This is a genomic window from Mycobacterium europaeum (assembly GCF_034555895.2).
GTDB classification, from domain to species: domain Bacteria; phylum Actinomycetota; class Actinomycetes; order Mycobacteriales; family Mycobacteriaceae; genus Mycobacterium; species Mycobacterium europaeum.
Window position 1 is genome coordinate 827,720 of record NZ_CP157315.1, and the last position, 23,448, is coordinate 851,167.

Here is a 23,448-nt window from a genome sequence, read left to right on the forward strand (position 1 = left end):
TGAGCCAGATGTTGCCCGCCGGGCTGGTGGCAAGCGCCGTGGTGTCGGCGTCCAGCGCCAACCTCGGTCCCGGTTTCGACAGCCTGGGCCTGGCGCTGAGCCTCACCGACGAGATCGTCGTGGAGACAACGGATTCGGGCCTGGTGGTGCTGGTCGAGGGGGAGGGCGCCGAGCAGGTGCCGCGCGGCCCCGAACACCTGGTGGTGCGGGCCGTGGAATGCGGGCTGCGCGCTGCGGGCGTGAGCGCCGCGGGACTGGTGGTCCGCTGCCGCAACGCCATCCCGCACTCCCGCGGCCTCGGCTCGTCCGCGGCGGCCGTGGTCGGCGGCCTAGCGGCGGCGAACGGGCTTGTGGCCCAGGGGAATTCGGATCCGTTGAGCGACGCGCAGCTGATCCAGCTGTCCTCGGAGTTCGAGGGGCATCCCGACAACGCCGCAGCCGCGGTGTTGGGCGGCGCGGTGGTCTCCTGGATCGATCGCTCCGGTGAACGGCCCCGGTACTCGGCGGTGTCGGTGCGGCTCCACCCCGGCATCCGCCTGTACTCCGCGATACCCCAAGAGCGCTCCCTCACCGCCGAGACCCGGGTGCTGCTGCCAGCTCAGGTGAGTCACGACGACGCCCGGTTCAACGTCAGCCGCGCGGCCTTGCTGGTGGTGGCGCTCACCGAACGCCCGGACCTGCTGATGCCGGCGACCGAGGATGTGCTCCACCAACCGCAGCGTGCGGCGGCGATGCCGGCCTCCGCGGAATATTTGCGGCTGTTGCGGCGTAATAAGGTGGCAGCGACACTTTCGGGGGCGGGTCCGGCGCTGATTGCCCTGAGCACGGAGCCGGAGCTACCCGCGGAAGTGGTGGAGTACGGGGCCACGAACGGATTTGCGCTCACTGAGATGACCGCCGGCGAACGAGTTCGCTGGAGCCCGGGAGTCAAAGTCCCCGGTTGATCCACAGCGTGGCCGGAGGGTTTGCTTGCTTCCGGCAAGGATGCGGGCTATCCTCGGACGCGTCCAGCAATCGCAGCATCTGCATCTGCATCAATACTGCCTTGCCACTAGGACAACACCAATTCTTCTCGTGAACGAGGTTCGCCGCTTACTCCGCCGACTGAGGCGATCACCGTTGCAGAGTCGATGATTGGGTGCACTCGGCACATTTGGCTGAATGCAACGAACCCCCCGGAATGACCTGATCAACGGGGGAAGAAAGGAAATCCGTGACCGATACGGACCTGTTCACGGCTGACGCGAGCACCGACAGCAATGACGTGCCGAACGCCGTGACCCCGGACACATCCGACGTCAAAACCAATGCCCCGGTTGGCTCTCTGTCCACCATGGTGCTTCCCGAACTGCGCGCGCTGGCTAACCAGGTCGGCGTCAAGGGGACGTCGGGCATGCGCAAAAACGAACTCATCGCCGCCATCAAGGAAATCAGGGGACAGTCCAACGGGACCTCCGCCCCTGCCGCCCCCGAGGACGGCGGCAAGTCCGACGCCGGCGCTGATGCACCGGCCGCTCAGGACCAACAGAACGGTTCCACTACCGAAGCGCCCCGCCGTGAACGGCGCAGCGCCTCGCGCGAGCCGGGTTCGGCCCGCACCGGCGACGACGCGGATGGCGAGAGCTCACGCACCCGTGAGGGCGCGGCCGCCGGAGCTGACGAGGGCCGCCAGGGCGGCGGCAAGCGGGAAACCCGAAGCGACGAGCGCGGGCAAGACGCCGGTGGTGACCAAAGCGGTGACCAGCAGGGCTCGGGCGGCCAGCAGTCTCGCGGCGGCTCGAACCAGCAGGACGACGACGGCGAGGGCCGTCAGGGCAGGCGCGGCCGCCGCTTCCGTGACCGCGATCGCAGGCGGCGCGGTGAGCGGTCCGGTGAGGGCGGTGACACCGAGCTGCGTGAGGACGACGTCGTGCAGCCGGTCGCCGGCATCCTCGACGTTCTCGACAATTACGCGTTCGTCCGCACCTCCGGCTACCTGGCCGGTCCGCACGACGTCTACGTCTCGATGAACATGGTGCGCAAGAACGGCCTGCGCCGCGGTGACGCGGTGACCGGCGCGGTTCGCGTGCCGAAGGACGGCGAGCAGCCCAACCAGCGGCAGAAGTTCAACCCGCTGGTCCGCCTGGACAGTGTCAATGGCGGTCCGGTCGAGGACGCGAAGAAGCGGCCCGATTTTTCCAAGCTGACGCCGCTCTACCCCAATCAGCGGCTTCGCCTGGAGACCACGCCCGACAGGCTGACCACGCGGGTGATCGACCTGATCATGCCGATCGGCAAGGGCCAGCGTGCGCTGATCGTGTCGCCGCCCAAGGCGGGCAAGACGACCATCCTGCAGGACATCGCCAACGCGATCACCAAGAACAACCCGGAATGCCACCTCATGGTCGTGCTCGTCGACGAGCGGCCCGAGGAAGTCACCGACATGACTCGTTCGGTCAAGGGCGAGGTCATCGCCTCGACGTTCGACCGGCCGCCGACGGACCACACGGCGGTCGCCGAGCTGGCCATCGAACGCGCCAAGCGGCTCGTCGAGCAGGGCAAGGACGTCGTGGTGCTGCTGGACTCGATCACCCGCCTCGGGCGCGCCTACAACAACGCGTCGCCCGCGTCGGGCCGGATCCTCTCCGGTGGTGTCGACTCCACCGCGCTGTATCCGCCCAAGCGCTTCCTCGGCGCGGCGCGCAACATCGAGGAAGGCGGGTCGCTGACGATCATCGCCACCGCGATGGTCGAGACCGGATCCACCGGTGACACCGTCATCTTCGAGGAGTTCAAGGGCACCGGTAACGCCGAGCTCAAGCTGGACCGCAAGATCTCCGAGCGGCGGGTCTTCCCGGCGGTCGACGTGAACCCCTCGGGTACCCGCAAGGACGAGCTGCTGCTGTCGTCCGACGAGTTCGGCATCGTGCACAAGTTGCGCCGGGTGCTGTCGGGTCTGGATTCACACCAGGCCATCGACCTGCTGATGTCGCAGCTGCGCAAGACGAAGACCAACTACGAGTTCCTGGTGCAGGTCTCCAAGACCACGCCGGGCTCCATGGACAACGACTGACCGGCCACCCCTGGGCCGGACGCTCTGGCCGCGACACGTAAACCGCGCACACGACGCGTCGGCGGGCCTCGCCAAGGTTTATGTCTCGGGGGATCGGCAGATCGGCGGCCCGCCGATCCAGCCGCTGCCGGCCCCGGTCCCCGGGAATGCCACGGCCCAACCCGGTGTTTTGGGGGGATAGCGGTTGACCTGGCATAATCGACGCTCGACTATCCCCGAACCGGCCGAGGTTCGCCAGGCACGGGGATCGCGGGCAAACTACCGAAAAGGACAGCATGAAAGCCGACATTCACCCCGCCTACGGGGAGACCACCGTGCACTGCGGGTGCGGGAACACTTTTCAGACCCGCAGCACCAAGCCCGGCGGCAACATCGTCGTCGAGGTGTGCTCGCAGTGCCACCCGTTCTACACCGGCAAGCAGAAGATTCTGGACAGCGGCGGCCGGGTGGCCCGCTTCGAGAAGCGTTACGGCAAGCGCAAAGGTGCCGCGACGGACAACACCGACAAATAGCTGCGTTGCCGACGCCCGAACTGTGCCAGAGCGCACAGGCCGGGCGTCGGTTTGCGTTTGCGGCAATGGGAACGCGGGGGCTGATCGGGGCAGGAGGTGACACGTGACGCAGCCGGTGCAGACGATTGATGTGCTGCTGGCCGAACACGCCGAGCTCGAGCGACGGCTGGCGGACCCCGACTTGCACAGCAATCCCACCGAGGCGCGCAAGGCCGGCCGCCGGTTCGCCCGGTTGGCCCCGATCGTCGCCACCTATCGAAAGCTGGAGTCGGCGCGCGGCGATCTCGAGGCCGCGCATGAGCTGGCCGCCGACGACGAGTCGTTCGCCGAAGAGGTCACCGAACTTCAATCACGGGTCGCCGAACTGGACACCCAACTGACCGACATGCTGGCCCCGCGCGATCCGCACGATCCCGACGACATCGTCCTCGAAGTCAAATCGGGTGAGGGCGGCGAGGAATCGGCGTTGTTCGCCGCGGATCTGGCCAGGATGTACATCCGCTATGCCGAGCGGCACGGCTGGACGGTGACGGTTCTGGACGAGACCACGTCGGACCTCGGTGGCTACAAGGACGCGACGCTGTCCATCGCCAGCAAGGGCGACTCGCCCGACGGGGTGTGGTCCCGGATGAAATTCGAGGGCGGGGTGCACCGGGTGCAGCGTGTCCCGGTGACGGAATCCCAAGGCCGCGTTCACACTTCGGCCGCCGGCGTTCTGGTCTATCCCGAACCCGAGGAAGTGGGGGAGGTGCAGATCGACGAGTCGGACCTGCGCATCGACGTGTACCGCTCGTCCGGCAAGGGCGGGCAGGGGGTGAACACCACCGACTCCGCGGTGCGGATCACGCATCTGCCCACCGGCATCGTGGTCACCTGCCAGAACGAACGCTCGCAGCTGCAGAACAAGGCGCGTGCGTTGCAGGTGCTCGCCGCCCGGCTGCAGGCGCTGGCCGAAGAGCAGGCGCTGGCCGACGCCTCGGCCGACCGGGCCAGCCAGATCCGGACCGTGGACCGCAGCGAGCGGATTCGCACGTACAACTTCCCGGAGAACCGGATCACCGACCACCGGATCGGTTTCAAGGCACACAATCTCGATCAGGTACTCGACGGCGACCTCGACGCGATGTTCGACGCGCTGAGCGCCGCCGACAAACAGTCTCGGCTGCAACAGGCATGAGTGCCCTGCGGCGCGCGATCGACTCCGCTGCGGCGACGCTGGCCGCAGCTGGGATCGACTCCGCGCGTTGGGATGCCGAGGAGCTGGCCGCCCACTTGTCCGGCACCGAGCGCGGTCGGCTGGCCCTGGTCGAGTCCACCGGTGAGGACTTCCTCGATCGGTACCGCGACGTCGTGGCCGCGCGTTCCCGCCGGGTGCCGTTGCAGCACCTCACCGGCACGGCCGCGTTCGGACCGCTGACGCTGGACGTCGGCCCCGGCGTCTTCATACCGCGTCCGGAAACGGAAGCGCTTCTCGCGTGGGTCACCGAGCAGCGTCTGCCGGCCCGGCCCGTCGTCGTCGACCTGTGCACCGGTTCGGGCGCACTGGCGTTGGCGCTGGCCCATGAGCGCCCCGCCGCCCGAGTCATCGGCATCGATGACTCCGAGGCGGCCCTCGAATACGCGCGCCGCAACGCGACGGGCACCGCGGTCGAACTCGTCCACGCCGACGTCACCGAGCCCACTCTGCTGCCGGAACTCGACGGTGAGGTCGACGTGGTGGTGGCCAATCCGCCCTATGTCCCCGACGCGGCCATCGTGGAACCCGAAGTCGGTCAATACGATCCGCACCACGCGGTGTTCGGCGGACCGGACGGGATGGCGGTGATCGCCCCCATCGTCGCCCTGGCCGGCCGCTGGCTTCGCCCTGGTGGCATCTTCGCCGTCGAACACGACGACACCACCTCGTCGCATACGGTGGAATTGGTCTGCGAGACAGGGCTTTTCGAGGACGTCCATGCTCGCCACGATCTCGCTGGCCGGCCGCGGTTCGTCACCGCGCGCAGAAAGCGGGGGCGGGTATGACGGAGGTCTTCGACTGCGCCGATCCCGGTCAGCGTGCGCGCGGGATCGCCTCGGCGGCCGGGGCGCTCAAGGGCGGCCGATTGGTGGTCATGCCGACCGACACCGTGTACGGCATCGGCGCCGACGCCTTCAACAGCGCCGCGGTGGCCGCGCTGCTGTCGGCGAAGGGGCGGGGCCGCGACATGCCGGTCGGCGTGCTGGTCGGCTCCTGGCACACCATCGAGGGCCTGGTCTACACCATGCCGGGCGGGGCTCGAGACCTGATCCGCGCGTTCTGGCCGGGCGCGCTGAGCCTGGTGGTGACGCAGGCACCGTCGCTGCAATGGGACCTCGGCGACGCCCGCGGCACCGTGATGCTTCGCATGCCGCTGCACCCGGTGGCCATCGAGTTGCTGCGCGAAGTGGGACCCATGGCGGTGTCCAGCGCGAACGTCTCCGGCCGCCCGCCCGCGGTGGACGCCGCCGAGGCCCGCACTCAACTCGGCGATCTCGTCGACGTCTATCTCGACGCGGGGACGGCCGAGCAGGGGGCGGCCTCCACGATCGTCGACCTGACCGGGCCGGCCCCGCGGATCCTGCGACCCGGCCCGGTGAGCGCCGAGCGGATCGCGGAAGTGCTCGGCGTCGATCCCGAAAGCCTGACCGCTCAGGCCTAGCCGGAGTGGTTCCCCGGTTGCCAGGTTGGTGCAGTACGGTCTCGACGTGTCCAGCGACCCGGCCGGCGGCCTAGCGAACCTCGCCAGTGGTTTGCTCGCCCTGTCCGACCGCGGCGCCGGAGTCCCCCTGCGCGAGCTGGCACTCGTGGGGCTGACCGCGGCGATCATCACCTACTTCGCGACCGGCCCGGTGCGGGTGCTCGCCACCCGGCTGGGTGCTGTTGCCTATCCGCGGGAACGCGACGTGCACGTGACGCCCACTCCCCGCATGGGTGGGTTGGCGATGTTTCTCGGCGTCGTCTCGGCCGTATTCCTGGCGTCGGAGCTTCCCGCGCTCACCCGCGGGTTCGTCTACTCGACGGGGATGCCCGCGGTGCTGGTGGCCGGCGCGGTCATCATGGGCATCGGCCTCATCGACGATCGTTGGGGGCTCGACGCCTTGACGAAGTTCGCCGGCCAGATCACCGCGGCCAGTGTGCTGGTCACCATGGGCGTGGCCTGGAGCGTCCTCTACATCCCGATCGGCGGTGTCGGCACGATCGTGCTGGACCAGGCCTCGTCGATCCTGCTCACGCTGGCGCTGACGGTCTCCATCGTCAACGCGATGAACTTCGTCGACGGGCTCGACGGACTGGCGGCCGGGCTCGGGCTGATCACCGCCCTGGCGATCTGCATGTTCTCGGTCGGACTGTTGCGGGATCACGGCGGCGATGTCCTCTTCTATCCGCCCGCCGTGATCTCCGTGGTGCTCGCGGGGGCCTGTCTGGGCTTCCTGCCGCACAACTTTCACCGCGCCAAGATCTTCATGGGTGATTCGGGCTCGATGCTGATCGGCTTGATGCTCGCGGCGGCTTCCACCACCGCCGCGGGGCCCGTCTCGCAAAACGCCTACGGCGCGCGCGACGTGTTCGCGCTGCTGTCGCCCTTCCTGCTGGTGGTGGCGGTCATGTTCGTGCCGATGCTCGATTTGCTGCTGGCGATCGTGCGCCGCACCCGCGCCGGCCGCAGCGCATTCAGCCCAGACAAGATGCACCTGCACCACCGGTTGCTGCAGATCGGTCACTCCCACCGCCGGGTGGTGTTGCTGATCTACCTCTGGGTGGGCATCGTCGCGTTCGGCGCCGCCAGCACGATCTTCTTCAACCCCCGTCACACCGCGGCGGTGATGTTGGGCGCCATCGTGGTCGCCGGCATCGCGACGGCGATCCCGCTCATGCGGCCGCGCGACGACTACGACGACGAGGACTACGACAGCTAGTAGTAGTGGCGCCTCGCCGTATGGTACGGTGCTGGTAGAGCCCCAAAAAGCCGCACAAATTGCCGGTCCATCGGACACAGATCCGGTCGGGTCGGCTGAGGACTCGCGCCGGGAGATACCCCTTGGGCGAATCCACTGTGACGTGCGATACGCTCGGCGGGCCACCGATCAGTCGGTCGGGGGACTCCCGCTCCACCAACTTGGGATTGAGGTGCTGCAGTGACGACACCAGCGCAGGACGCGCCGTTGGTGTTTCCCTCTGTTGCGTTCCGCCCGGTCCGCCTGTTGGTCCTCAGCATTGCCGTTGCTGTGGTGGCCGTCATCGCCGCCGGAGCGACCGGTCACCCGATGGTCGGGGTGTACTTCGGCGTCGGGATGCTCCTCGGTTTGCTCAACGCCCTCTTGGTGCGTCGTTCGGTCGCGTCGATCACCGCGAAGGACCATCCGCTGAAAAGCACGATGGCGCTGAACTCGGCCACCCGGCTGGCCATCATCACCGTCATTGGGCTGATCATCGCCTACGTCTTCCGGCCCGCCGGCCTGGGCGTCATGTTCGGATTGGCCCTTTTCCAGATCTTGTTGGTGGCATCGACGGCGCTCCCGGTGTGGAAGAAGCTGCGCGCCGGCGACTGGGCGGAGGCCCATCCCGCGGACGGAGGCGGCGTGATCGCGGGATCGGATGGAACGGAAGGAAAGAACGGCAACGATGACTGAGACGACGTTCCTCGCCGAATCCGCCATCGAGGTCGGCGCCCACACCCACGCCACGTGGCTGGGCATGACCGTCAACACGGACACCATCCTGTCCACCGCGATCGCGGCGGTGATCGTGCTCGCGCTGGCATTCTTCCTGCGCGCGAAGATCACCTCCACCGGCGTCCCCAGCGGCGTTCAGCTGTTCTGGGAGGCCATCACCGTCCAGATGCGCGACCAGATCGAAAGCGCGATCGGGATGCGGATCGCCCCGTTCGTGTTGCCGCTGGCCGTCACGATCTTCGTGTTCATCCTGATCTCCAACTGGCTGTCGGTGTTGCCGCTGCAGTACACCGACAAGTCCGGCCACACCACCGAACTACTGAAGTCGGCGGCCGCCGACATCAACTACGTCCTGGCGCTGGCCCTCTTCGTCTTCGTCTGCTATCACGTGGCCGGCATCTGGCGCCGCGGCATCGTCGGACACCCGCTCGCCGTGCTCAAAGGTCACGTGGCGTTCCTGGCGCCGATCAACCTCGTCGAAGAACTCGCCAAGCCGATCTCGTTGTCGCTCCGACTTTTCGGCAACATCTTCGCCGGCGGCATCCTGGTCGCGTTGATCGCGCTCTTCCCGCCCTACATCATGTGGGCACCCAACGCCATCTGGAAGGCCTTCGACCTGTTCGTCGGGGCCATCCAGGCGTTCATCTTCTCGATCTTGACCATCCTCTACTTCAGCCAAGCCATGGAGATGGAGGAACACCATGACTGAGACCACCACGAATTGTTTTGACCCACGCACCATTACAGAGGCCTGGTAGACCGCTACCAGCTATCAAGGAGGATAAGAATGGCTCTGGACCCCCAAGTCGCTGCCGCTGCTCTCATCGGCGGTGGACTCATCATGGGCGGCGGCGCGATCGGCGCCGGTATCGGTGACGGTATCGCCGGTAACGCGCTGGTCTCCGGCATCGCCCGGCAACCCGAGGCACAAGGCCGGCTGTTCACGCCGTTCTTCATCACCGTCGGTCTGGTCGAGGCGGCCTACTTCATCAACCTGGCGTTCATGGCGCTGTTCGTCTTCGCCACACCCGTCGGCACCTAATTCGCTGTGATGGGTGACGCGAGCCTGAGCTTTCTGGCATCCAGCCAGGTGGTGGCAGAGGGAGGCAACAACTTCCTCGTTCCGAACGGCACTTTCTTCTTCGTGCTGGCGATCTTCCTGATCGTGCTTGCGGTTATCGGCACGTTCGTCGTGCCGCCCGTCATGCGGGTATTGCGCGAGCGGGACGCCATGGTCGCCAAGACCGTCGCCGACAACAAGAAGGCCGGCGAGCAGTTCGACGCCGCCAAGGCCGACTACGAAGAAGCCCTCACGGAGGCGCGGGTTCAGGCGTCGTCGCTGCGCGACAATGCCCGCGCAGAGGGCCGTAAGCTCGTCGAAGACGCGCGCGCCCGTGGGGAGCAACAGGTGATGTCGACGATGCAAATGGCCTCCGAGCAATTGAAGCGGGAGAGAGACGCCGTGGAACTGGATCTGCGCGCCAACGTGGCGACCATGTCGGCGACGCTGGCCAGCCGGATCCTCGGTGTCGAGGTGGCCCCGGCCACCGCGGCCACCGGTAAGTCTGGACGGTAATCGCGTATGTCGACCTTCATCGGGCAGTTGATCGGATTCGCGGCCATCGTTTTCCTGGTCGTGCGGTACGTCGTGCCCCCGGTGCGCCGTCTGATGGCCGCTCGTCAAGATGCCGTGCGCCAGCAGCTGAAAGACGCTGCGGCGGCGGCCGATCGGCTGAGCGAGTCGACCACGGCCCACAGCAAGGCCGTGGAATCCGCCAAGTCCGAGGCCGAACGGCTCGTCGAAGAGGCCCAAGTGGACGCGGGCCGCCTCGCCGAACAGTTCCGGGCCCAGTCCGAGACCGAGTCTCAACGCATCACGGCACAGGGCGGGCGCCAGGTCGACCTGCTGCGCACGCAGCTGAGCCGCCAGCTCCGCCTCGAGCTCGGCCACGAGGCGGTGCGGCAGGCCGGCGAATTGGTGCGGAACTACGTCGCCGACCCGGCCCAGCAATCGGCCACCGTCGACCGGTTCCTCGACGACCTCGAAGCGATGGCCCCCGCGCCCGCGGAGGTCCAGTATCCGCTGTTGGCGAAGATGCGCTCCGCCAGTCGCGAGGCGGTGGCCGGGCTGTCGAAGCGGTTCAGCGACATTGCCAAAGGCCTTGACAACAAAGCCCTTACCGATCTGTCGGGCGAGCTCGTCGCGGTGGCCGAAATGCTGCACCGCGAGATCGTCGTCACCCGGTATCTGACGGTGCCGGCCGAGGACGCGGCGCCCCGCGTCCAGCTGATCGAGCGGCTGGTCTCCGGCAAGGTCGCCGACGCCACGCTCGACGTCTTGCGACTGGCCGTCTCGGAACGTTGGTCGGCCAACTCCGATCTGGCCGCCGCCATCGAGCACATCTCGCGGCAGGCGCTGCTCGAAGTCGCCGAACGTGAGAACAAGGTCGACGACGTGGAAGACCAGCTGTTCCGGTTCTCCCGAATCCTGGACGCACAGCCACGGCTCGCCATCCTGTTGAGCGACTACGGCGTACCGGTAGAAGGCCGGATCGGCCTGCTGCGCAAGGTGCTTGACAGCGCGAGCGACAGAGTCGATCCGATCGTGGTGGCGCTGCTGACCCAGACCGTCCAACTGCTCAGGGGTGAGTCGGCCGAGGAGGCCGTGCAGTTCTTGGCGAAAGTCGCCGTGGCACGTCGCGGCGAGATCGTCGCCCGGGTCAGTGCGGCGGCCGATCTCAGCGATACCCAGCGGTCTCGCCTCACCGACGTGCTCGGCCGCATCTACGGCCACCCGGTGACGGTGCAGCTGCAGACTTCTGACGAACTGCTGGGCGGGCTGCTCATCTCCGTGGCCGACGAAGTGATCGACGGGACACTCGCTTCTCGCCTCGCCGCGGCTGAGGCGCAATTGCCCGACTGACACCAACCATCCATCACAAGCACACGCGAAGCACGATCAAGTAGGAAGACGAAAAGCCATGGCCGAGTTGACAATCTCCGCTGATGACATCCAAAGCGCCATCGAGGAGTATGTAGGCTCTTTCACCTCCGACACCTCACGGGAAGAGGTCGGTACCGTCGTCGAGGCCGGTGACGGCATCGCGCACGTCGAAGGCTTGCCCTCCGTCATGACGCAGGAGTTGCTCGAGTTTCCGGGCGGGGTTCTCGGCGTCGCCCTGAACCTCGACGAGCACAGCGTCGGCGCGGTGATCCTGGGTGACTTCGAGAAGATCGAAGAGGGCCAGCAGGTCAAGCGCACCGGCGAGGTGCTGTCGGTCCCGGTCGGCGACGCGTTCCTGGGGCGCGTGGTCAACCCGCTCGGCCAGCCCATCGACGGGCGCGGCGACATCGACACCGACATCCGCCGGGCGCTGGAGATCCAGGCGCCGTCTGTGGTGCAGCGGCAAAGCGTGAGCGAGCCGCTGCAGACCGGCATCAAGGCCATCGACGCGATGACGCCGATCGGCCGTGGCCAGCGGCAGCTGATCATCGGCGACCGCAAGACCGGCAAGACCGCCGTGTGCGTCGACACCATCCTCAACCAGCGGGAGAACTGGGAGAGCGGCGACGAGAAGAAGCAGGTCCGCTGCGTGTACGTCGCCATCGGTCAGAAGGGCACGACCATCGCGTCGGTCCGGCGCGCGCTCGAGGAGGGCGGTGCGATGGACTACACCACGATCGTCGCCGCTCCGGCGTCCGACTCCGCCGGCTTCAAATGGCTTGCGCCCTACACGGGTTCGGCGATCGCCCAGCACTGGATGTACGACGGCAAGCACGTGCTGATCGTCTTCGACGACCTGAGCAAGCAGGCCGAGGCTTACCGCGCGATCTCGCTGCTGCTGCGCCGGCCGCCGGGCCGTGAGGCCTACCCCGGTGACGTGTTCTACCTGCACTCGCGGCTGCTGGAGCGCTGCGCGAAGCTCTCCGACGAGCTCGGGGGCGGTTCGCTGACCGGCCTGCCGATCATCGAGACCAAGGCCAACGACATCTCGGCCTACATCCCGACCAACGTCATCTCGATCACCGACGGGCAGTGCTTCCTGGAGTCCGACCTGTTCAACCAGGGCGTGCGGCCCGCCATCAACGTCGGTGTGTCGGTGTCCCGCGTGGGCGGTGCAGCGCAGATCAAGGCCATGAAAGAGGTGGCCGGCTCGCTGCGTCTGGACCTGTCGCAGTACCGCGAACTGGAATCGTTTGCGGCCTTCGCTTCGGACCTGGACGCGACCTCCAAGGCGCAGCTGGAGCGCGGTGAGCGGCTCGTCGAACTGCTCAAGCAACCGCAGTACCAGCCCATGCCGGTTGAGGAGCAGGTGGTTTCGATCTTCCTGGGCACCGGGGGTCACCTGGACTCGGTACCGGTCGAGGACGTCAGGCGTTTCGAGACCGAGTTGCTGGACCACATGCGGGCCTCGGAGGAGAAGTTCCTGGCCGGCGTCCGTGACAGCGGAAAGCTTCCCGAAGAGGCCGAAAAGCAGCTGACCGACATCATCAACAACTTCAAGAAGGGCTTCGCAGCCACGGGCGGCGGATCGGTGGTGCCCGACGAGCACGTCGAGCCGATGGACGAAGAAGACCTCGGGAAGGAGTCGGTGAAGGTGAAGAAGCCGGCGCCGGAGAAGAAAGCAAAGAAAGAGAAGAAGTAGCAACCAATGGCTGCCACACTTCGCGAATTACGCGGCCGGATCCGCTCGGCGGGGTCGATCAAGAAGATCACCAAGGCCCAGGAGATGATCGCGACATCGCGCATCGGAAAGGCGCAGGCCCGGCTGGAAGCGGCCAGGCCCTACGCGTTTCAGATCACGGCGATGTTGACCACGCTGTCGTCCGAAGCCGCCCTCGATCACCCTCTGCTGGTGGAGCGGGAAGAGCCCAAACGCGCCGGTGTCCTGGTGGTGTCCTCCGACCGTGGCTTGTGCGGCGCGTACAACTCCAGCATCTTCCGCCGCTCCGAGGAGCTGTTCTCCCTGCTGCGGGAGGAAGGTAAGACGCCGGTCGTGTACACCGTGGGTCGGAAGGCGCTGAACTACTTCAAGTTCCGCAACTGGGACATCACCGACTCGTGGACGGGCTTCTCCGAGCAACCTCAATACGAGAACGCCGCGGAGATCGCCTCAACTCTGGTCGATGCCTTCATGAAGGGCACTGGCGACGAGTCGCAGGACGACCAGGGCGTCGATGAACTGCACATCGTCTACTCGGAGTTCAAGTCGATGATGTCGCAGGCCGCGGCGGCTCACCGGATCGCACCCATGGTGGTCGAGTACGTCGAGGACCAGCCGGAAGTGCGCACCCTGTATTCGTTCGAGCCGGACGCGACGACGCTTTTCGAGTCGCTGCTGCCGCGTTACGTGACCACCCGTGTCTACGCCGCGCTGCTCGAATCGGCGGCATCGGAGCTCGCTTCGCGTCAACGAGCGATGAAGTCGGCAACCGACAACGCGGACGACCTGATCAAAGAGCTCACGCTGATGGCGAACCGCGAGCGCCAGGCCCAGATCACCCAAGAGATCAGCGAAATCGTCGGCGGCGCAAACGCGCTCGCCGACGCCAAGTAGCACACGAGGAAGAGAAAACATAATGGCTGCTACTACTGGAACGACAGAGAAGGCCGGAAAGGCCACGAACTCCGAGACCAGCGGCCGCGTGGTGCGAATCACCGGTCCCGTGGTCGACGTCGAGTTCCCGCGCGGCTCCGTGCCGGAACTGTTCAACGCGCTCAATGCCGAGATCACGTTCGAGGAGCTCAAGAAGACCCTCACCCTGGAGGTCGCACAACACCTCGGCGACAACCTGGTGCGCACCATTTCGCTGCAGCCCACCGACGGACTGGTCCGCGGCGTCGAGGTGACGGACAGCGGCAAGCCGATCTCGGTGCCGGTCGGCCAAGAGGTCAAGGGCCACGTCTTCAACGCGCTGGGTGACTGCCTGGACGAGCCGGGCTACGGCGAAGGCTTCGAGCACTGGTCGATTCACCGCAAGCCGCCCCCCTTCGAGGAGCTCGAGCCCCGCACCGAGATGCTCGAGACCGGCCTGAAGGTCGTCGACCTGCTCACTCCGTACGTGCGTGGTGGCAAGATCGCGCTGTTCGGCGGTGCCGGCGTCGGCAAGACGGTGCTCATCCAGGAGATGATCAACCGTATCGCCCGAAACTTCGGTGGGACTTCGGTTTTCGCTGGGGTGGGGGAGCGCACCCGTGAGGGCAACGACCTCTGGGTGGAGCTCAAAGAGGCTGACGTGCTCAAGGACACCGCGCTGGTGTTCGGTCAGATGGACGAGCCGCCCGGCACCCGTATGCGGGTGGCCCTGTCGGCGTTGACGATGGCCGAGTGGTTCCGCGACGAAGCCGGCCAGGACGTGCTGCTGTTCATCGACAACATCTTCCGATTCACCCAGGCCGGGTCCGAGGTATCGACGCTGCTCGGCCGTATGCCGTCCGCGGTGGGATACCAGCCCACGCTGGCCGACGAGATGGGTGAGCTGCAGGAGCGCATCACCTCGACGCGGGGCCGCTCGATCACCTCGATGCAGGCGGTCTACGTGCCCGCCGACGACTACACCGACCCTGCGCCGGCGACCACGTTCGCGCACCTGGACGCCACTACCGAGCTGTCCCGTTCGGTGTTCTCCAAGGGTATTTTCCCGGCGGTGGACCCGCTGGCCTCGAGCTCGACCATCCTCGACCCGAGCGTGGTCGGTGACGAGCACTACCGGGTTGCGCAGGAAGTCATCCGAATCCTGCAGCGCTACAAGGACCTTCAAGACATCATCGCGATCCTCGGTATCGACGAGTTGTCGGAAGAGGACAAGCAGCTGGTCCAGCGTGCACGGCGCATCGAGCGGTTCCTCTCGCAGAACATGATGGCGGCCGAACAGTTCACCGGTCAGCCGGGTTCGACGGTGCCGGTAAAGGAGACGATCGAGGCGTTCGACCGACTCACCAAGGGCGACTTCGACCACATCCCGGAACAGGCGTTCTTCCTGATCGGTGGCCTTGACGACTTGGCCAAGAAGGCCGAAGGCTTCGGCGCCAAACTGGATTCCTGAGGCGTGAGCGAGCAGGCTCTGAAAGGCTTTGTGGCATGGCCGAATTGAACGTTGAGATAGTCGCCGTCGACCGGAAGATCTGGTCGGGTGAGGCAACGTTTTTGTTCACCCGCACCACCGTCGGCGAAATCGGAATTTTGCCCCGGCACATCCCGGTCGTCGCCCAGTTGGTCGACGACGCCATGGTGCGCGTCGAACGTGAAGGCGAGGACGATCTGCGGGTCGCCATCGAGGGCGGGTTTTTGTCGGTCACCGAAGAGACGGTGACCGTGCTGGCCGAGTCCGCCGCGTTCGAGTCCGAGATCGACGAAAGCGCCGCCAGGGAGGATTCGGAGTCCGACGACCCCCGCATCGCGGCGCGCGGGCGCGGCAGATTGCGCGCCGTCGGCGCGATCGACTAACAGCCGATGAGCGCGCCCATGATCGGCATGGTCGTGCTCGTCGTCGTCCTGGCGGGCGCGGTGGTCGCGCTCAGTTATCGGTTGTGGAAGCTGCGCCAGGGCGGCACCGCGGGGATCATGCGAGACATTCCCGCGGTCGGAGGTCACGGCTGGCGGCACGGCGTGATCCGTTACCGCGGCGGTGAGGCCGCGTTCTACCGGCTCTCCAGCCTGCGGCTGTGGCCGGACCGTCGACTCAGCCGCAGGGGAGTGGAGATCGTCTCCCGCCGTGCGCCCCGCGGCGACGAGTTCGACATCATGACCGACGAGATCGTTGTGCTGGAGTTGCGCGACACGACGCAGGAGCGCAGGACCGGTTACGAGATCGCGCTCGACAAGGGCGCTTTGACGGCGTTTTTGTCCTGGCTGGAGTCCCGCCCGTCACCGCGCGCTCGCCGTCGCAGCGTCTAGGCCGTGCGCCGCAGGTTACCCCGCGTCCGGGGCGCCGCCGCTGGGCTGCGCCCCTGGTTTCCAGAGCACGTCGCCGTCGGGGTTGGCCCTGCGCGCCAGGATGAAGAGCAGATCCGACAGGCGGTTCAGGTATTTCGCCGGGAGGACACTGATCTGCTGCGGCGCCGCCTCGACCGCCGCCCAGGCCGAGCGTTCCGCCCGACGGACGATGGTGCGGGCGACGTGCAACAACGCTGAGAGAGGCGAACCACCCGGCAGCACAAAGGAATTGAGCGCCGGCAGGTTCTCGTTATATTTGTCACACCAGCCCTCGAGCCGGTCGACGTACGGCTGGGTGACCCGCAGCGGTTGATATTCGGGGTTCTCCACCACCGGGGTCGACAGGTCCGCGCCGGCGTCGAAGAGGTCGTTTTGGATCTGCCGCAGCACTCCGGCGATTTCCTGGTCGGGCTGACCGAGCGCGATCGCGACGCCGATCGCCGAGTTGGCCTCGTCGCAGTCCGCGTAGGCGACCAGGCGGGGGTCGTTCTTGGAGACCCGCGAAAAGTCGCTCAGTCCCGTCGTGCCGTCGTCACCGGTTCGCGTATAGATGCGGGTCAGGTGTATCGCCATGAGCAAAACGGTACTGCGGCTCGCCGAAGGACCGACCCCCGGCTGACTCCTGACGCCGGCTCCGCGGAGGCATCGTCGTCAGGCGGGCTGACTGACAACCCGATACCGCTTCACTAGACTGACGCGGGTGGCTGAGCGATTCGTGGTGACCGGCGGCAACCGGTTGTCCGGCGAAGTCGCAGTGGGGGGCGCCAAGAACAGCGTGCTCAAGCTGATGGCCGCGACGCTGCTGGCCGAGGGCACCAGCACCATCACCAACTGCCCCGACATCCTCGATGTGCCGTTGATGGCAGAAGTCTTGCGCGGCTTGGGCGCCACCGTCGAACTCGACGGCGACGTCGCCCGCATCACCTCACCCGACGAGCCGAAATACGACGCCGACTTCGCGGCGGTGCGACAGTTCCGGGCGTCGGTCTGTGTGCTCGGGCCGCTGGTCGGCCGGTGCAAGCGGGCCAGGGTCGCGTTGCCGGGCGGCGACGCGATCGGTTCGCGTCCGCTGGACATGCATCAGGCGGGCCTGCGCCAGCTGGGCGCCCAGTGCAACATCGAACACGGCTGCGTCGTCGCCCACGCCGACACGTTGCGCGGCGCGGAGATCCAGCTGGAGTTCCCGTCGGTGGGGGCCACCGAGAACATCCTGATGGCCGCCGTGGTGGCCGAGGGTGTCACCACCATCCACAACGCGGCGCGCGAGCCCGATGTCGTGGACCTGTGCACCATGTTGAACCAGATGGGCGCGCAGGTCGAAGGTGCCGGTTCGTCGACGATGACCATCACCGGGGTCCCGCGGCTGTACCCCACCGAGCACCGGGTGATCGGGGATCGCATCGTCGCCGCCACCTGGGGCATAGCCGCCGCGATGACCCGGGGAGACATTTCGGTGACGGGCGTCGACCCGGCCCACCTCCAGGTGGTCCTGCACAAGTTGCACGACGCCGGCGCGACGGTCACCCAAACGGACAACAGCTTCCGGATCACCCAGTACGAGCGCCCGAAGGCCGTCAACGTGGCGACGCTGCCGTTCCCCGGGTTCCCGACGGATTTGCAGCCGATGGCGATCGCCCTGGCCTCCATCGCCGATGGCACCTCGATGATCACGGAAAACGTTTTCGAGGCCCGCTTCCGCTTCGTCGAAGAGATGATCCGGTTGGGCGCGGATGCCCGCACCGACGGCCACCATGCGGTCGTTCGGGGCCTGCCGCAATTGTCGAGCGCCCCGGTGTGGTGTTCGGACATTCGGGCCGGTGCAGGCCTGGTTTTGGCGGGGCTCGTCGCCGACGGTGACACCGAGGTCCACGACGTTTTCCACATCGATCGCGGCTACCCGTTGTTCGTGGAAAACCTGGCGATTTTGGGAGCGGAGATCGAGCGGGTAGAGTAACCAAAGTCAGTGCCCCACAGGGGCGGTCGCCACACCAGGCGGCCGACAACCCGGGCCCTTGACTCCCTCGCTGGATTGGTACTAGCCTGGCACGGCTGCTCCCGACACGGTCTCACAAAGACCAAAACTGGGAGTTGACTCCACTGCCGGATCTGTATTAAGCTGGCAGGGTTGCCCCAAAACGGGCGAAACAAGTGTTGTTTGAGAACTCAATAGTGTGTTTGGTCTTTATTATTTGTTGTTGTTTTTGGCCATACCTAGCACTCCCCGTGTGTGGGTATGGCAACTTTTGATGCCAGTTATTTGGTGTCTTTTTGTTAGGTCAGATTTTCTCTGATTTGAAATTCACCTCGTTCTGCGAGGAGATTTTGTTTGGAGAGTTTGATCCTGGCTCAGGACGAACGCTGGCGGCGTGCTTAACACATGCAAGTCGAACGGAAAGGCCCCTTCGGGGGTACTCGAGTGGCGAACGGGTGAGTAACACGTGGGCAATCTGCCCTGCACTTCGGGATAAGCCTGGGAAACTGGGTCTAATACCGGATAGGACCACTTGGCGCATGCCTTGTGGTGGAAAGCTTTTGCGGTGTGGGATGGGCCCGCGGCCTATCAGCTTGTTGGTGGGGTGATGGCCTACCAAGGCGACGACGGGTAGCCGGCCTGAGAGGGTGTCCGGCCACACTGGGACTGAGATACGGCCCAGACTCCTACGGGAGGCAGCAGTGGGGAATATTGCACAATGGGCGCAAGCCTGATGCAGCGACGCCGCGTGGGGGATGACGGCCTTCGGGTTGTAAACCTCTTTCAGCAGGGACGAAGCGAAAGTGACGGTACCTGCAGAAGAAGCACCGGCCAACTACGTGCCAGCAGCCGCGGTAATACGTAGGGTGCGAGCGTTGTCCGGAATTACTGGGCGTAAAGAGCTCGTAGGTGGTTTGTCGCGTTGTTCGTGAAAACCGGGGGCTTAACCCTCGGCGTGCGGGCGATACGGGCAGACTAGAGTACTGCAGGGGAGACTGGAATTCCTGGTGTAGCGGTGGAATGCGCAGATATCAGGAGGAACACCGGTGGCGAAGGCGGGTCTCTGGGCAGTAACTGACGCTGAGGAGCGAAAGCGTGGGGAGCGAACAGGATTAGATACCCTGGTAGTCCACGCCGTAAACGGTGGGTACTAGGTGTGGGTTTCCTTCCTTGGGATCCGTGCCGTAGCTAACGCATTAAGTACCCCGCCTGGGGAGTACGGCCGCAAGGCTAAAACTCAAAGGAATTGACGGGGGCCCGCACAAGCGGCGGAGCATGTGGATTAATTCGATGCAACGCGAAGAACCTTACCTGGGTTTGACATGCACAGGACGCGTCTAGAGATAGGCGTTCCCTTGTGGCCTGTGTGCAGGTGGTGCATGGCTGTCGTCAGCTCGTGTCGTGAGATGTTGGGTTAAGTCCCGCAACGAGCGCAACCCTTGTCTCATGTTGCCAGCGGGTAATGCCGGGGACTCGTGAGAGACTGCCGGGGTCAACTCGGAGGAAGGTGGGGATGACGTCAAGTCATCATGCCCCTTATGTCCAGGGCTTCACACATGCTACAATGGCCGGTACAAAGGGCTGCGATGCCGCAAGGTTAAGCGAATCCTTTTAAAGCCGGTCTCAGTTCGGATCGGGGTCTGCAACTCGACCCCGTGAAGTCGGAGTCGCTAGTAATCGCAGATCAGCAACGCTGCGGTGAATACGTTCCCGGGCCTTGTACACACCGCCCGTCACGTCATGAAAGTCGGTAACACCCGAAGCCAGTGGCCTAACCCTTGGGAGGGAGCTGTCGAAGGTGGGATCGGCGATTGGGACGAAGTCGTAACAAGGTAGCCGTACCGGAAGGTGCGGCTGGATCACCTCCTTTCTAAGGAGCACCACGAAAAGCACTCCAATTGGTGGGGTGCGAGCCGTGAGGGGTTCCCGCCTGTAGTGGGCGGGGGCCGGGTGCGCAACAGCAAATGATTGCCAGACACACTATTGGGCCCTGAGACAACACTCGGCCAGTCCGTGTGGTGTCCCTCCATCTTGGTGGTGGGGTGTGGTGTTTGAGTATTGGATAGTGGTTGCGAGCATCTAGACGGATGCGTTGCCGGCAACGGTCGCGTGTTCGTCGAAATGTGTAATTTCTTCTTTGGTTTTTGTGTGTAAGTAAGTGTTTAAGGGCGCATGGTGGATGCCTTGGCATCGAGAGCCGATGAAGGACGTGGGAGGCTGCGATATGCCTCGGGGAGCTGTCAACCGAGCATTGATCCGAGGATTTCCGAATGGGGAAACCCAGCACGAGTGATGTCGTGTTACCCGCATCTGAATATATAGGGTGCGGGAGGTAACGCGGGGAAGTGAAACATCTCAGTACCCGTAGGAGAAGAAAACAATTGTGATTCCGTCAGTAGTGGCGAGCGAACGCGGAACAGGCTAAACCGCATGCATGGATAACCGGGTAGGGGTTGTGTGTGCGGGGTTGTGGGATTGATATGTCTCAGCTCTACCTGGCTGAGGGGTAGTCAGAAAGTGTCGTGGTTAGCGGAAGTGGTCTGGGACGGCCCGCCGCAGACGGTGAAAGCCCGGTACGCGAAAACCCGGCACCTACCTTGTATCAACACCCGAGTAGCAGCGGGCCCGTGGAATCTGCTGTGAATCTGCCGGGACCACCCGGTAAGCCTAAATACTTCTCGATGACCGATAGCGGATTAGTACCGTGAGGGAATGGTGAAAAGTACCCCGGGAGGGGAGTGAAAGAGTACCTGAAACCGTGTGCCTACAATCCGTCAGAGCCTCCTCGTGGGGTGATGGCGTGCCTTTTGAAGAATGAGCCTGCGAGTCAGGGACACGTCGCGAGGTTAACCCGTGCGGGGTAGCCGCAGCGAAAGCGAGTCTGAATAGGGCGCATCCCCTTTGGGGTGTAGTGGCGTGTTCTGGACCCGAAGCGGAGTGATCTACCCATGGCCAGGGTGAAGCGCGGGTAAGACCGCGTGGAGGCCCGAACCCACTTAGGTTGAAGACTGAGGGGATGAGCTGTGGGTAGGGGTGAAAGGCCAATCAAACTCCGTGATAGCTGGTTCTCCCCGAAATGCATTTAGGTGCAGCGTTACGTGTTTCACCACGGAGGTAGAGCTACTGGATGGCCGATGGGCCCTACTAGGTTACTGACGTCAGCCAAACTCCGAATGCCGTGGTGTATAGCGTGGCAGTGAGACGGCGGGGGATAAGCTCCGTACGTCGAGAGGGAAACAGCCCAGATCGCCGGCTAAGGCCCCTAAGCGTGTGCTAAGTGGAAAAGGATGTGCAGTCGCAGAGACAACCAGGAGGTTGGCTTAGAAGCAGCCACCCTTGAAAGAGTGCGTAATAGCTCACTGGTCAAGTGATTGTGCGCCGATAATGTAGCGGGGCTCAAGCACACCGCCGAAGCCGCGGCAACCGCAAGGTTGGGTAGGGGAGCGTCCCCCATGCGACGAAGCCACCGGGTAACCGAGTGGTGGAGTTTGGGGGAGTGAGAATGCAGGCATGAGTAGCGATAAGGCAAGTGAGAACCTTGCCCGCCGTAAGACCAAGGGTTCCTGGGCCAGGCCAGTCCGCCCAGGGTGAGTCGGGACCTAAGGCGAGGCCGACAGGCGTAGTCGATGGACAACGGGTTGATATTCCCGTACCCGTGTGTGGGCGTCCCTGATGAATCAGCGGTACTAACCACCCAAATGGTGGTCTATCAATCCCTTCGGGGTGCGAGGATCGCCGGCTGCGTGGGATCTTCGCTGGTAGTAGTCAAGCAATGGGGTGACGCAGGAAGGTAGCCGTACCAGTCAGTGGTAATACTGGGGCAAGCCCGTAGGGAGAGCGATAGGCAAATCCGTCGCTCATTAATCCTGAGAGGTGATGCATAGCCGATTGAGGCGAATTCGGTGATCCTCAGCTGCCAAGAAAAGCCTCTAGCGAGCACACACACGGCCCGTACCCCAAACCGACACAGGTGGTCAGGTAGAGCATACCAAGGCGTACGAGATAACTATGGTTAAGGAACTCGGCAAAATGCCCCCGTAACTTCGGGAGAAGGGGGGCCGGAATACCGTGAACACCCTTGCGGTGGGAGCGGGATTCGGCCGCAGAAACCAGTGGGTAGCGACTGTTTACTAAAAACACAGGTCCGTGCGAAGTCGCAAGACGATGTATACGGACTGACGCCTGCCCGGTGCTGGAAGGTTAAGAGGACCCGTTAACCGTAAGGTGAAGCGGAGAATTTAAGCCCCAGTAAACGGCGGTGGTAACTATAACCATCCTAAGGTAGCGAAATTCCTTGTCGGGTAAGTTCCGACCTGCACGAATGGCGTAACGACTTCCCAACTGTCTCAACCATAGACTCGGCGAAATTGCACTACGAGTAAAGATGCTCGTTACGCGCGGCAGGACGAAAAGACCCCGGGACCTTCACTACAACTTGGTATTGGTGTTCGGTACGGTTTGTGTAGGATAGGTGGGAGACTTTGAAACCTCAACGCCAGTTGAGGTGGAGTCGTTGTTGAAATACCACTCTGATCGTATTGGACACCTAACGTCGAACCCTTATCGGGTTCACGGACAGTGCCTGGCGGGTAGTTTAACTGGGGCGGTTGCCTCCTAAAATGTAACGGAGGCGCCCAAAGGTTCCCTCAACCTGGACGGCAATCAGGTGTTGAGTGTAAGTGCACAAGGGAGCTTGACTGCGAGACTTACAAGTCAAGCAGGGACGAAAGTCGGGACTAGTGATCCGGCACCCCCGAGTGGAAGGGGTGTCGCTCAACGGATAAAAGGTACCCCGGGGATAACAGGCTGATCTTCCCCAAGAGTCCATATCGACGGGATGGTTTGGCACCTCGATGTCGGCTCGTCGCATCCTGGGGCTGGAGCAGGTCCCAAGGGTTGGGCTGTTCGCCCATTAAAGCGGCACGCGAGCTGGGTTTAGAACGTCGTGAGACAGTTCGGTCTCTATCCGCCGCGCGCGTCAGAAACTTGAGGAAACCTGTCCCTAGTACGAGAGGACCGGGACGGACGAACCTCTGGTATACCAGTTGTCCCACCAGGGGCACCGCTGGATAGCCACGTTCGGACAGGATAACCGCTGAAAGCATCTAAGCGGGAAACCTTCTCCAAGATCAGGTTTCTCACCCTTTTAGAGGGATAAGGCCCCCCGCAGACCACGGGATCGATAGGCCAGACCTGGAAGCTCAGTAATGAGTGCAGGGAACTGGCACTAACCGGCCGAAAACTTACCAACACACAATCGCAACCACTTTCCATTTCCAGCGG

19 protein-coding genes and 2 rRNA genes are annotated in these 23,448 nt (G+C 64.4%); 20 read left to right on the plus strand and 1 reads right to left on the minus strand.

Translation table 11 applies throughout. The features are described from left to right. Positions 1-8: 8 nt before the first annotated feature. The 17 genes from thrB to U8D42_RS04115 all read left to right on the plus strand — a co-directional run bounded on the left by thrB (position 9) and on the right by U8D42_RS04115 (position 16,154). Positions 9-944 (plus strand): homoserine kinase, encoded by a 936-nt coding sequence (thrB, locus tag U8D42_RS04035; RefSeq protein ID WP_322859476.1) that lies wholly within the window; start codon positions 9-11, stop codon positions 942-944. Between the two features lie 269 nt (positions 945-1,213). Then, positions 1,214-3,052 carry a transcription termination factor Rho gene (rho, locus tag U8D42_RS04040; RefSeq protein ID WP_322859142.1) on the plus strand — a complete coding sequence of 613 codons (1,839 nt, stop codon included), beginning with the start codon at positions 1,214-1,216 and terminating at the stop codon, positions 3,050-3,052. A gap of 275 nt (positions 3,053-3,327) precedes the next feature. After that, positions 3,328-3,564, plus strand: a complete 237-nt coding sequence (gene rpmE, locus U8D42_RS04045) for a 50S ribosomal protein L31 (RefSeq protein ID WP_322859141.1) — start codon at positions 3,328-3,330, stop codon at positions 3,562-3,564. Between the two features lie 103 nt (positions 3,565-3,667). After that, entirely contained in the window at positions 3,668-4,741 is a 1,074-nt protein-coding gene (gene prfA, locus U8D42_RS04050) for a peptide chain release factor 1 (protein WP_085242762.1), read from the plus strand. Then, positions 4,738-5,586 carry a peptide chain release factor N(5)-glutamine methyltransferase gene (prmC, locus tag U8D42_RS04055; protein ID WP_322859140.1) on the plus strand — a complete coding sequence of 283 codons (849 nt, stop codon included), beginning with the start codon at positions 4,738-4,740 and terminating at the stop codon, positions 5,584-5,586. The genes prfA and prmC overlap by 4 nt, the downstream gene beginning before the upstream one ends. Continuing rightward, positions 5,583-6,242, plus strand: a complete 660-nt coding sequence (locus tag U8D42_RS04060) for an L-threonylcarbamoyladenylate synthase (protein ID WP_090420992.1) — start codon at positions 5,583-5,585, stop codon at positions 6,240-6,242. The genes prmC and U8D42_RS04060 overlap by 4 nt, the downstream gene beginning before the upstream one ends. Positions 6,243-6,270: 28 nt before the next feature. After that, positions 6,271-7,500 (plus strand): glycosyltransferase family 4 protein, encoded by a 1,230-nt coding sequence (locus tag U8D42_RS04065; RefSeq protein ID WP_090421609.1) that lies wholly within the window; start codon positions 6,271-6,273, stop codon positions 7,498-7,500. Positions 7,501-7,719: 219 nt separating this feature from the next. Then, positions 7,720-8,214: an ATP synthase subunit I gene (locus tag U8D42_RS04070; RefSeq protein WP_322859139.1), complete on the plus strand. Its 495-nt coding sequence runs from the start codon at positions 7,720-7,722 to the stop codon at positions 8,212-8,214. Then, on the plus strand, positions 8,207-8,965 hold the full coding sequence (gene atpB, locus U8D42_RS04075) for a F0F1 ATP synthase subunit A (RefSeq protein ID WP_090420989.1): 759 nt from the start codon (positions 8,207-8,209) through the stop codon (positions 8,963-8,965). Before U8D42_RS04070 ends, atpB begins: the two co-directional genes overlap by 8 nt. A gap of 84 nt (positions 8,966-9,049) precedes the next feature. Next, complete coding sequence (locus tag U8D42_RS04080; protein WP_024636915.1) at positions 9,050-9,298, plus strand: F0F1 ATP synthase subunit C; 249 nt, start codon at positions 9,050-9,052, stop codon at positions 9,296-9,298. A gap of 9 nt (positions 9,299-9,307) precedes the next feature. Then, positions 9,308-9,832 (plus strand): F0F1 ATP synthase subunit B, encoded by a 525-nt coding sequence (locus tag U8D42_RS04085; protein ID WP_085242767.1) that lies wholly within the window; start codon positions 9,308-9,310, stop codon positions 9,830-9,832. 6 nt (positions 9,833-9,838) lie between these two features. Continuing rightward, a complete protein-coding gene (locus U8D42_RS04090) occupies positions 9,839-11,179 on the plus strand; it encodes a F0F1 ATP synthase subunit B/delta (RefSeq protein ID WP_322859138.1) in 1,341 nt (446 codons plus the stop codon). Between the two features lie 58 nt (positions 11,180-11,237). Next, positions 11,238-12,902 carry a F0F1 ATP synthase subunit alpha gene (gene atpA / locus U8D42_RS04095; RefSeq protein ID WP_322859137.1) on the plus strand — a complete coding sequence of 555 codons (1,665 nt, stop codon included), beginning with the start codon at positions 11,238-11,240 and terminating at the stop codon, positions 12,900-12,902. Positions 12,903-12,908: 6 nt separating this feature from the next. Continuing rightward, positions 12,909-13,814, plus strand: a complete 906-nt coding sequence (locus U8D42_RS04100) for a F0F1 ATP synthase subunit gamma (RefSeq protein WP_322859136.1) — start codon at positions 12,909-12,911, stop codon at positions 13,812-13,814. A gap of 22 nt (positions 13,815-13,836) precedes the next feature. After that, entirely contained in the window at positions 13,837-15,303 is a 1,467-nt protein-coding gene (gene atpD, locus U8D42_RS04105) for a F0F1 ATP synthase subunit beta (protein WP_322859135.1), read from the plus strand. A 35-nt stretch (positions 15,304-15,338) separates the two neighbouring features. Next, the gene (locus tag U8D42_RS04110; RefSeq protein ID WP_067747732.1) at positions 15,339-15,704 is read left to right on the plus strand and encodes a F0F1 ATP synthase subunit epsilon; all 366 of its coding nucleotides are present in this window, start codon (positions 15,339-15,341) and stop codon (positions 15,702-15,704) included. A gap of 6 nt (positions 15,705-15,710) precedes the next feature. Further along, positions 15,711-16,154 carry a DUF2550 domain-containing protein gene (locus U8D42_RS04115; RefSeq protein WP_085242772.1) on the plus strand — a complete coding sequence of 148 codons (444 nt, stop codon included), beginning with the start codon at positions 15,711-15,713 and terminating at the stop codon, positions 16,152-16,154. A gap of 15 nt (positions 16,155-16,169) precedes the next feature. On the opposite strand, the gene U8D42_RS04120 is transcribed toward U8D42_RS04115, so the two are convergent. Further along, positions 16,170-16,766 carry a cob(I)yrinic acid a,c-diamide adenosyltransferase gene (locus U8D42_RS04120; protein WP_322859134.1) on the minus strand — a complete coding sequence of 199 codons (597 nt, stop codon included), beginning with the start codon at positions 16,764-16,766 and terminating at the stop codon, positions 16,170-16,172. 127 nt (positions 16,767-16,893) lie between these two features. On the opposite strand from U8D42_RS04120, the gene murA reads away from it, so the two are divergent. The 3 genes from murA (at position 16,894) to U8D42_RS04135 (ending at position 23,416) form a co-directional block, all read left to right on the plus strand. Then, positions 16,894-18,147 (plus strand): UDP-N-acetylglucosamine 1-carboxyvinyltransferase, encoded by a 1,254-nt coding sequence (gene murA / locus U8D42_RS04125; protein WP_085242774.1) that lies wholly within the window; start codon positions 16,894-16,896, stop codon positions 18,145-18,147. Positions 18,148-18,516: 369 nt separating this feature from the next. After that, positions 18,517-20,035: ribosomal RNA gene (locus U8D42_RS04130) — 16S ribosomal RNA — on the plus strand. A gap of 282 nt (positions 20,036-20,317) precedes the next feature. Then, positions 20,318-23,416: ribosomal RNA gene (locus tag U8D42_RS04135) — 23S ribosomal RNA — on the plus strand. The 16S and 23S rRNA genes sit together here, the layout of an rRNA operon. Positions 23,417-23,448 lie beyond the last annotated feature (32 nt).

Bases quoted from the DNA above. Each gene is read 5' to 3' on its own strand.
- U8D42_RS04120 (WP_322859134.1), bottom strand. From the start codon at position 16,766: ATGGCGATACACCTGACCCGCATCTATACGCGAACCGGTGACGACGGC.
- thrB (WP_322859476.1), top strand. From the start codon at position 9: ATGTTGCCCGCCGGGCTGGTGGCAAGCGCCGTGGTGTCGGCGTCCAGC.
- atpD (WP_322859135.1), top strand. From the start codon at position 13,837: ATGGCTGCTACTACTGGAACGACAGAGAAGGCCGGAAAGGCCACGAAC.
- rpmE (WP_322859141.1), top strand. From the start codon at position 3,328: ATGAAAGCCGACATTCACCCCGCCTACGGGGAGACCACCGTGCACTGC.
- U8D42_RS04110 (WP_067747732.1), top strand. From the start codon at position 15,339: ATGGCCGAATTGAACGTTGAGATAGTCGCCGTCGACCGGAAGATCTGG.
- U8D42_RS04085 (WP_085242767.1), top strand. From the start codon at position 9,308: ATGGGTGACGCGAGCCTGAGCTTTCTGGCATCCAGCCAGGTGGTGGCA.
- atpB (WP_090420989.1), top strand. From the start codon at position 8,207: ATGACTGAGACGACGTTCCTCGCCGAATCCGCCATCGAGGTCGGCGCC.
- U8D42_RS04060 (WP_090420992.1), top strand. From the start codon at position 5,583: ATGACGGAGGTCTTCGACTGCGCCGATCCCGGTCAGCGTGCGCGCGGG.
- U8D42_RS04115 (WP_085242772.1), top strand. From the start codon at position 15,711: ATGAGCGCGCCCATGATCGGCATGGTCGTGCTCGTCGTCGTCCTGGCG.
- prmC (WP_322859140.1), top strand. From the start codon at position 4,738: ATGAGTGCCCTGCGGCGCGCGATCGACTCCGCTGCGGCGACGCTGGCC.
- atpA (WP_322859137.1), top strand. From the start codon at position 11,238: ATGGCCGAGTTGACAATCTCCGCTGATGACATCCAAAGCGCCATCGAG.
- U8D42_RS04090 (WP_322859138.1), top strand. From the start codon at position 9,839: ATGTCGACCTTCATCGGGCAGTTGATCGGATTCGCGGCCATCGTTTTC.
- U8D42_RS04100 (WP_322859136.1), top strand. From the start codon at position 12,909: ATGGCTGCCACACTTCGCGAATTACGCGGCCGGATCCGCTCGGCGGGG.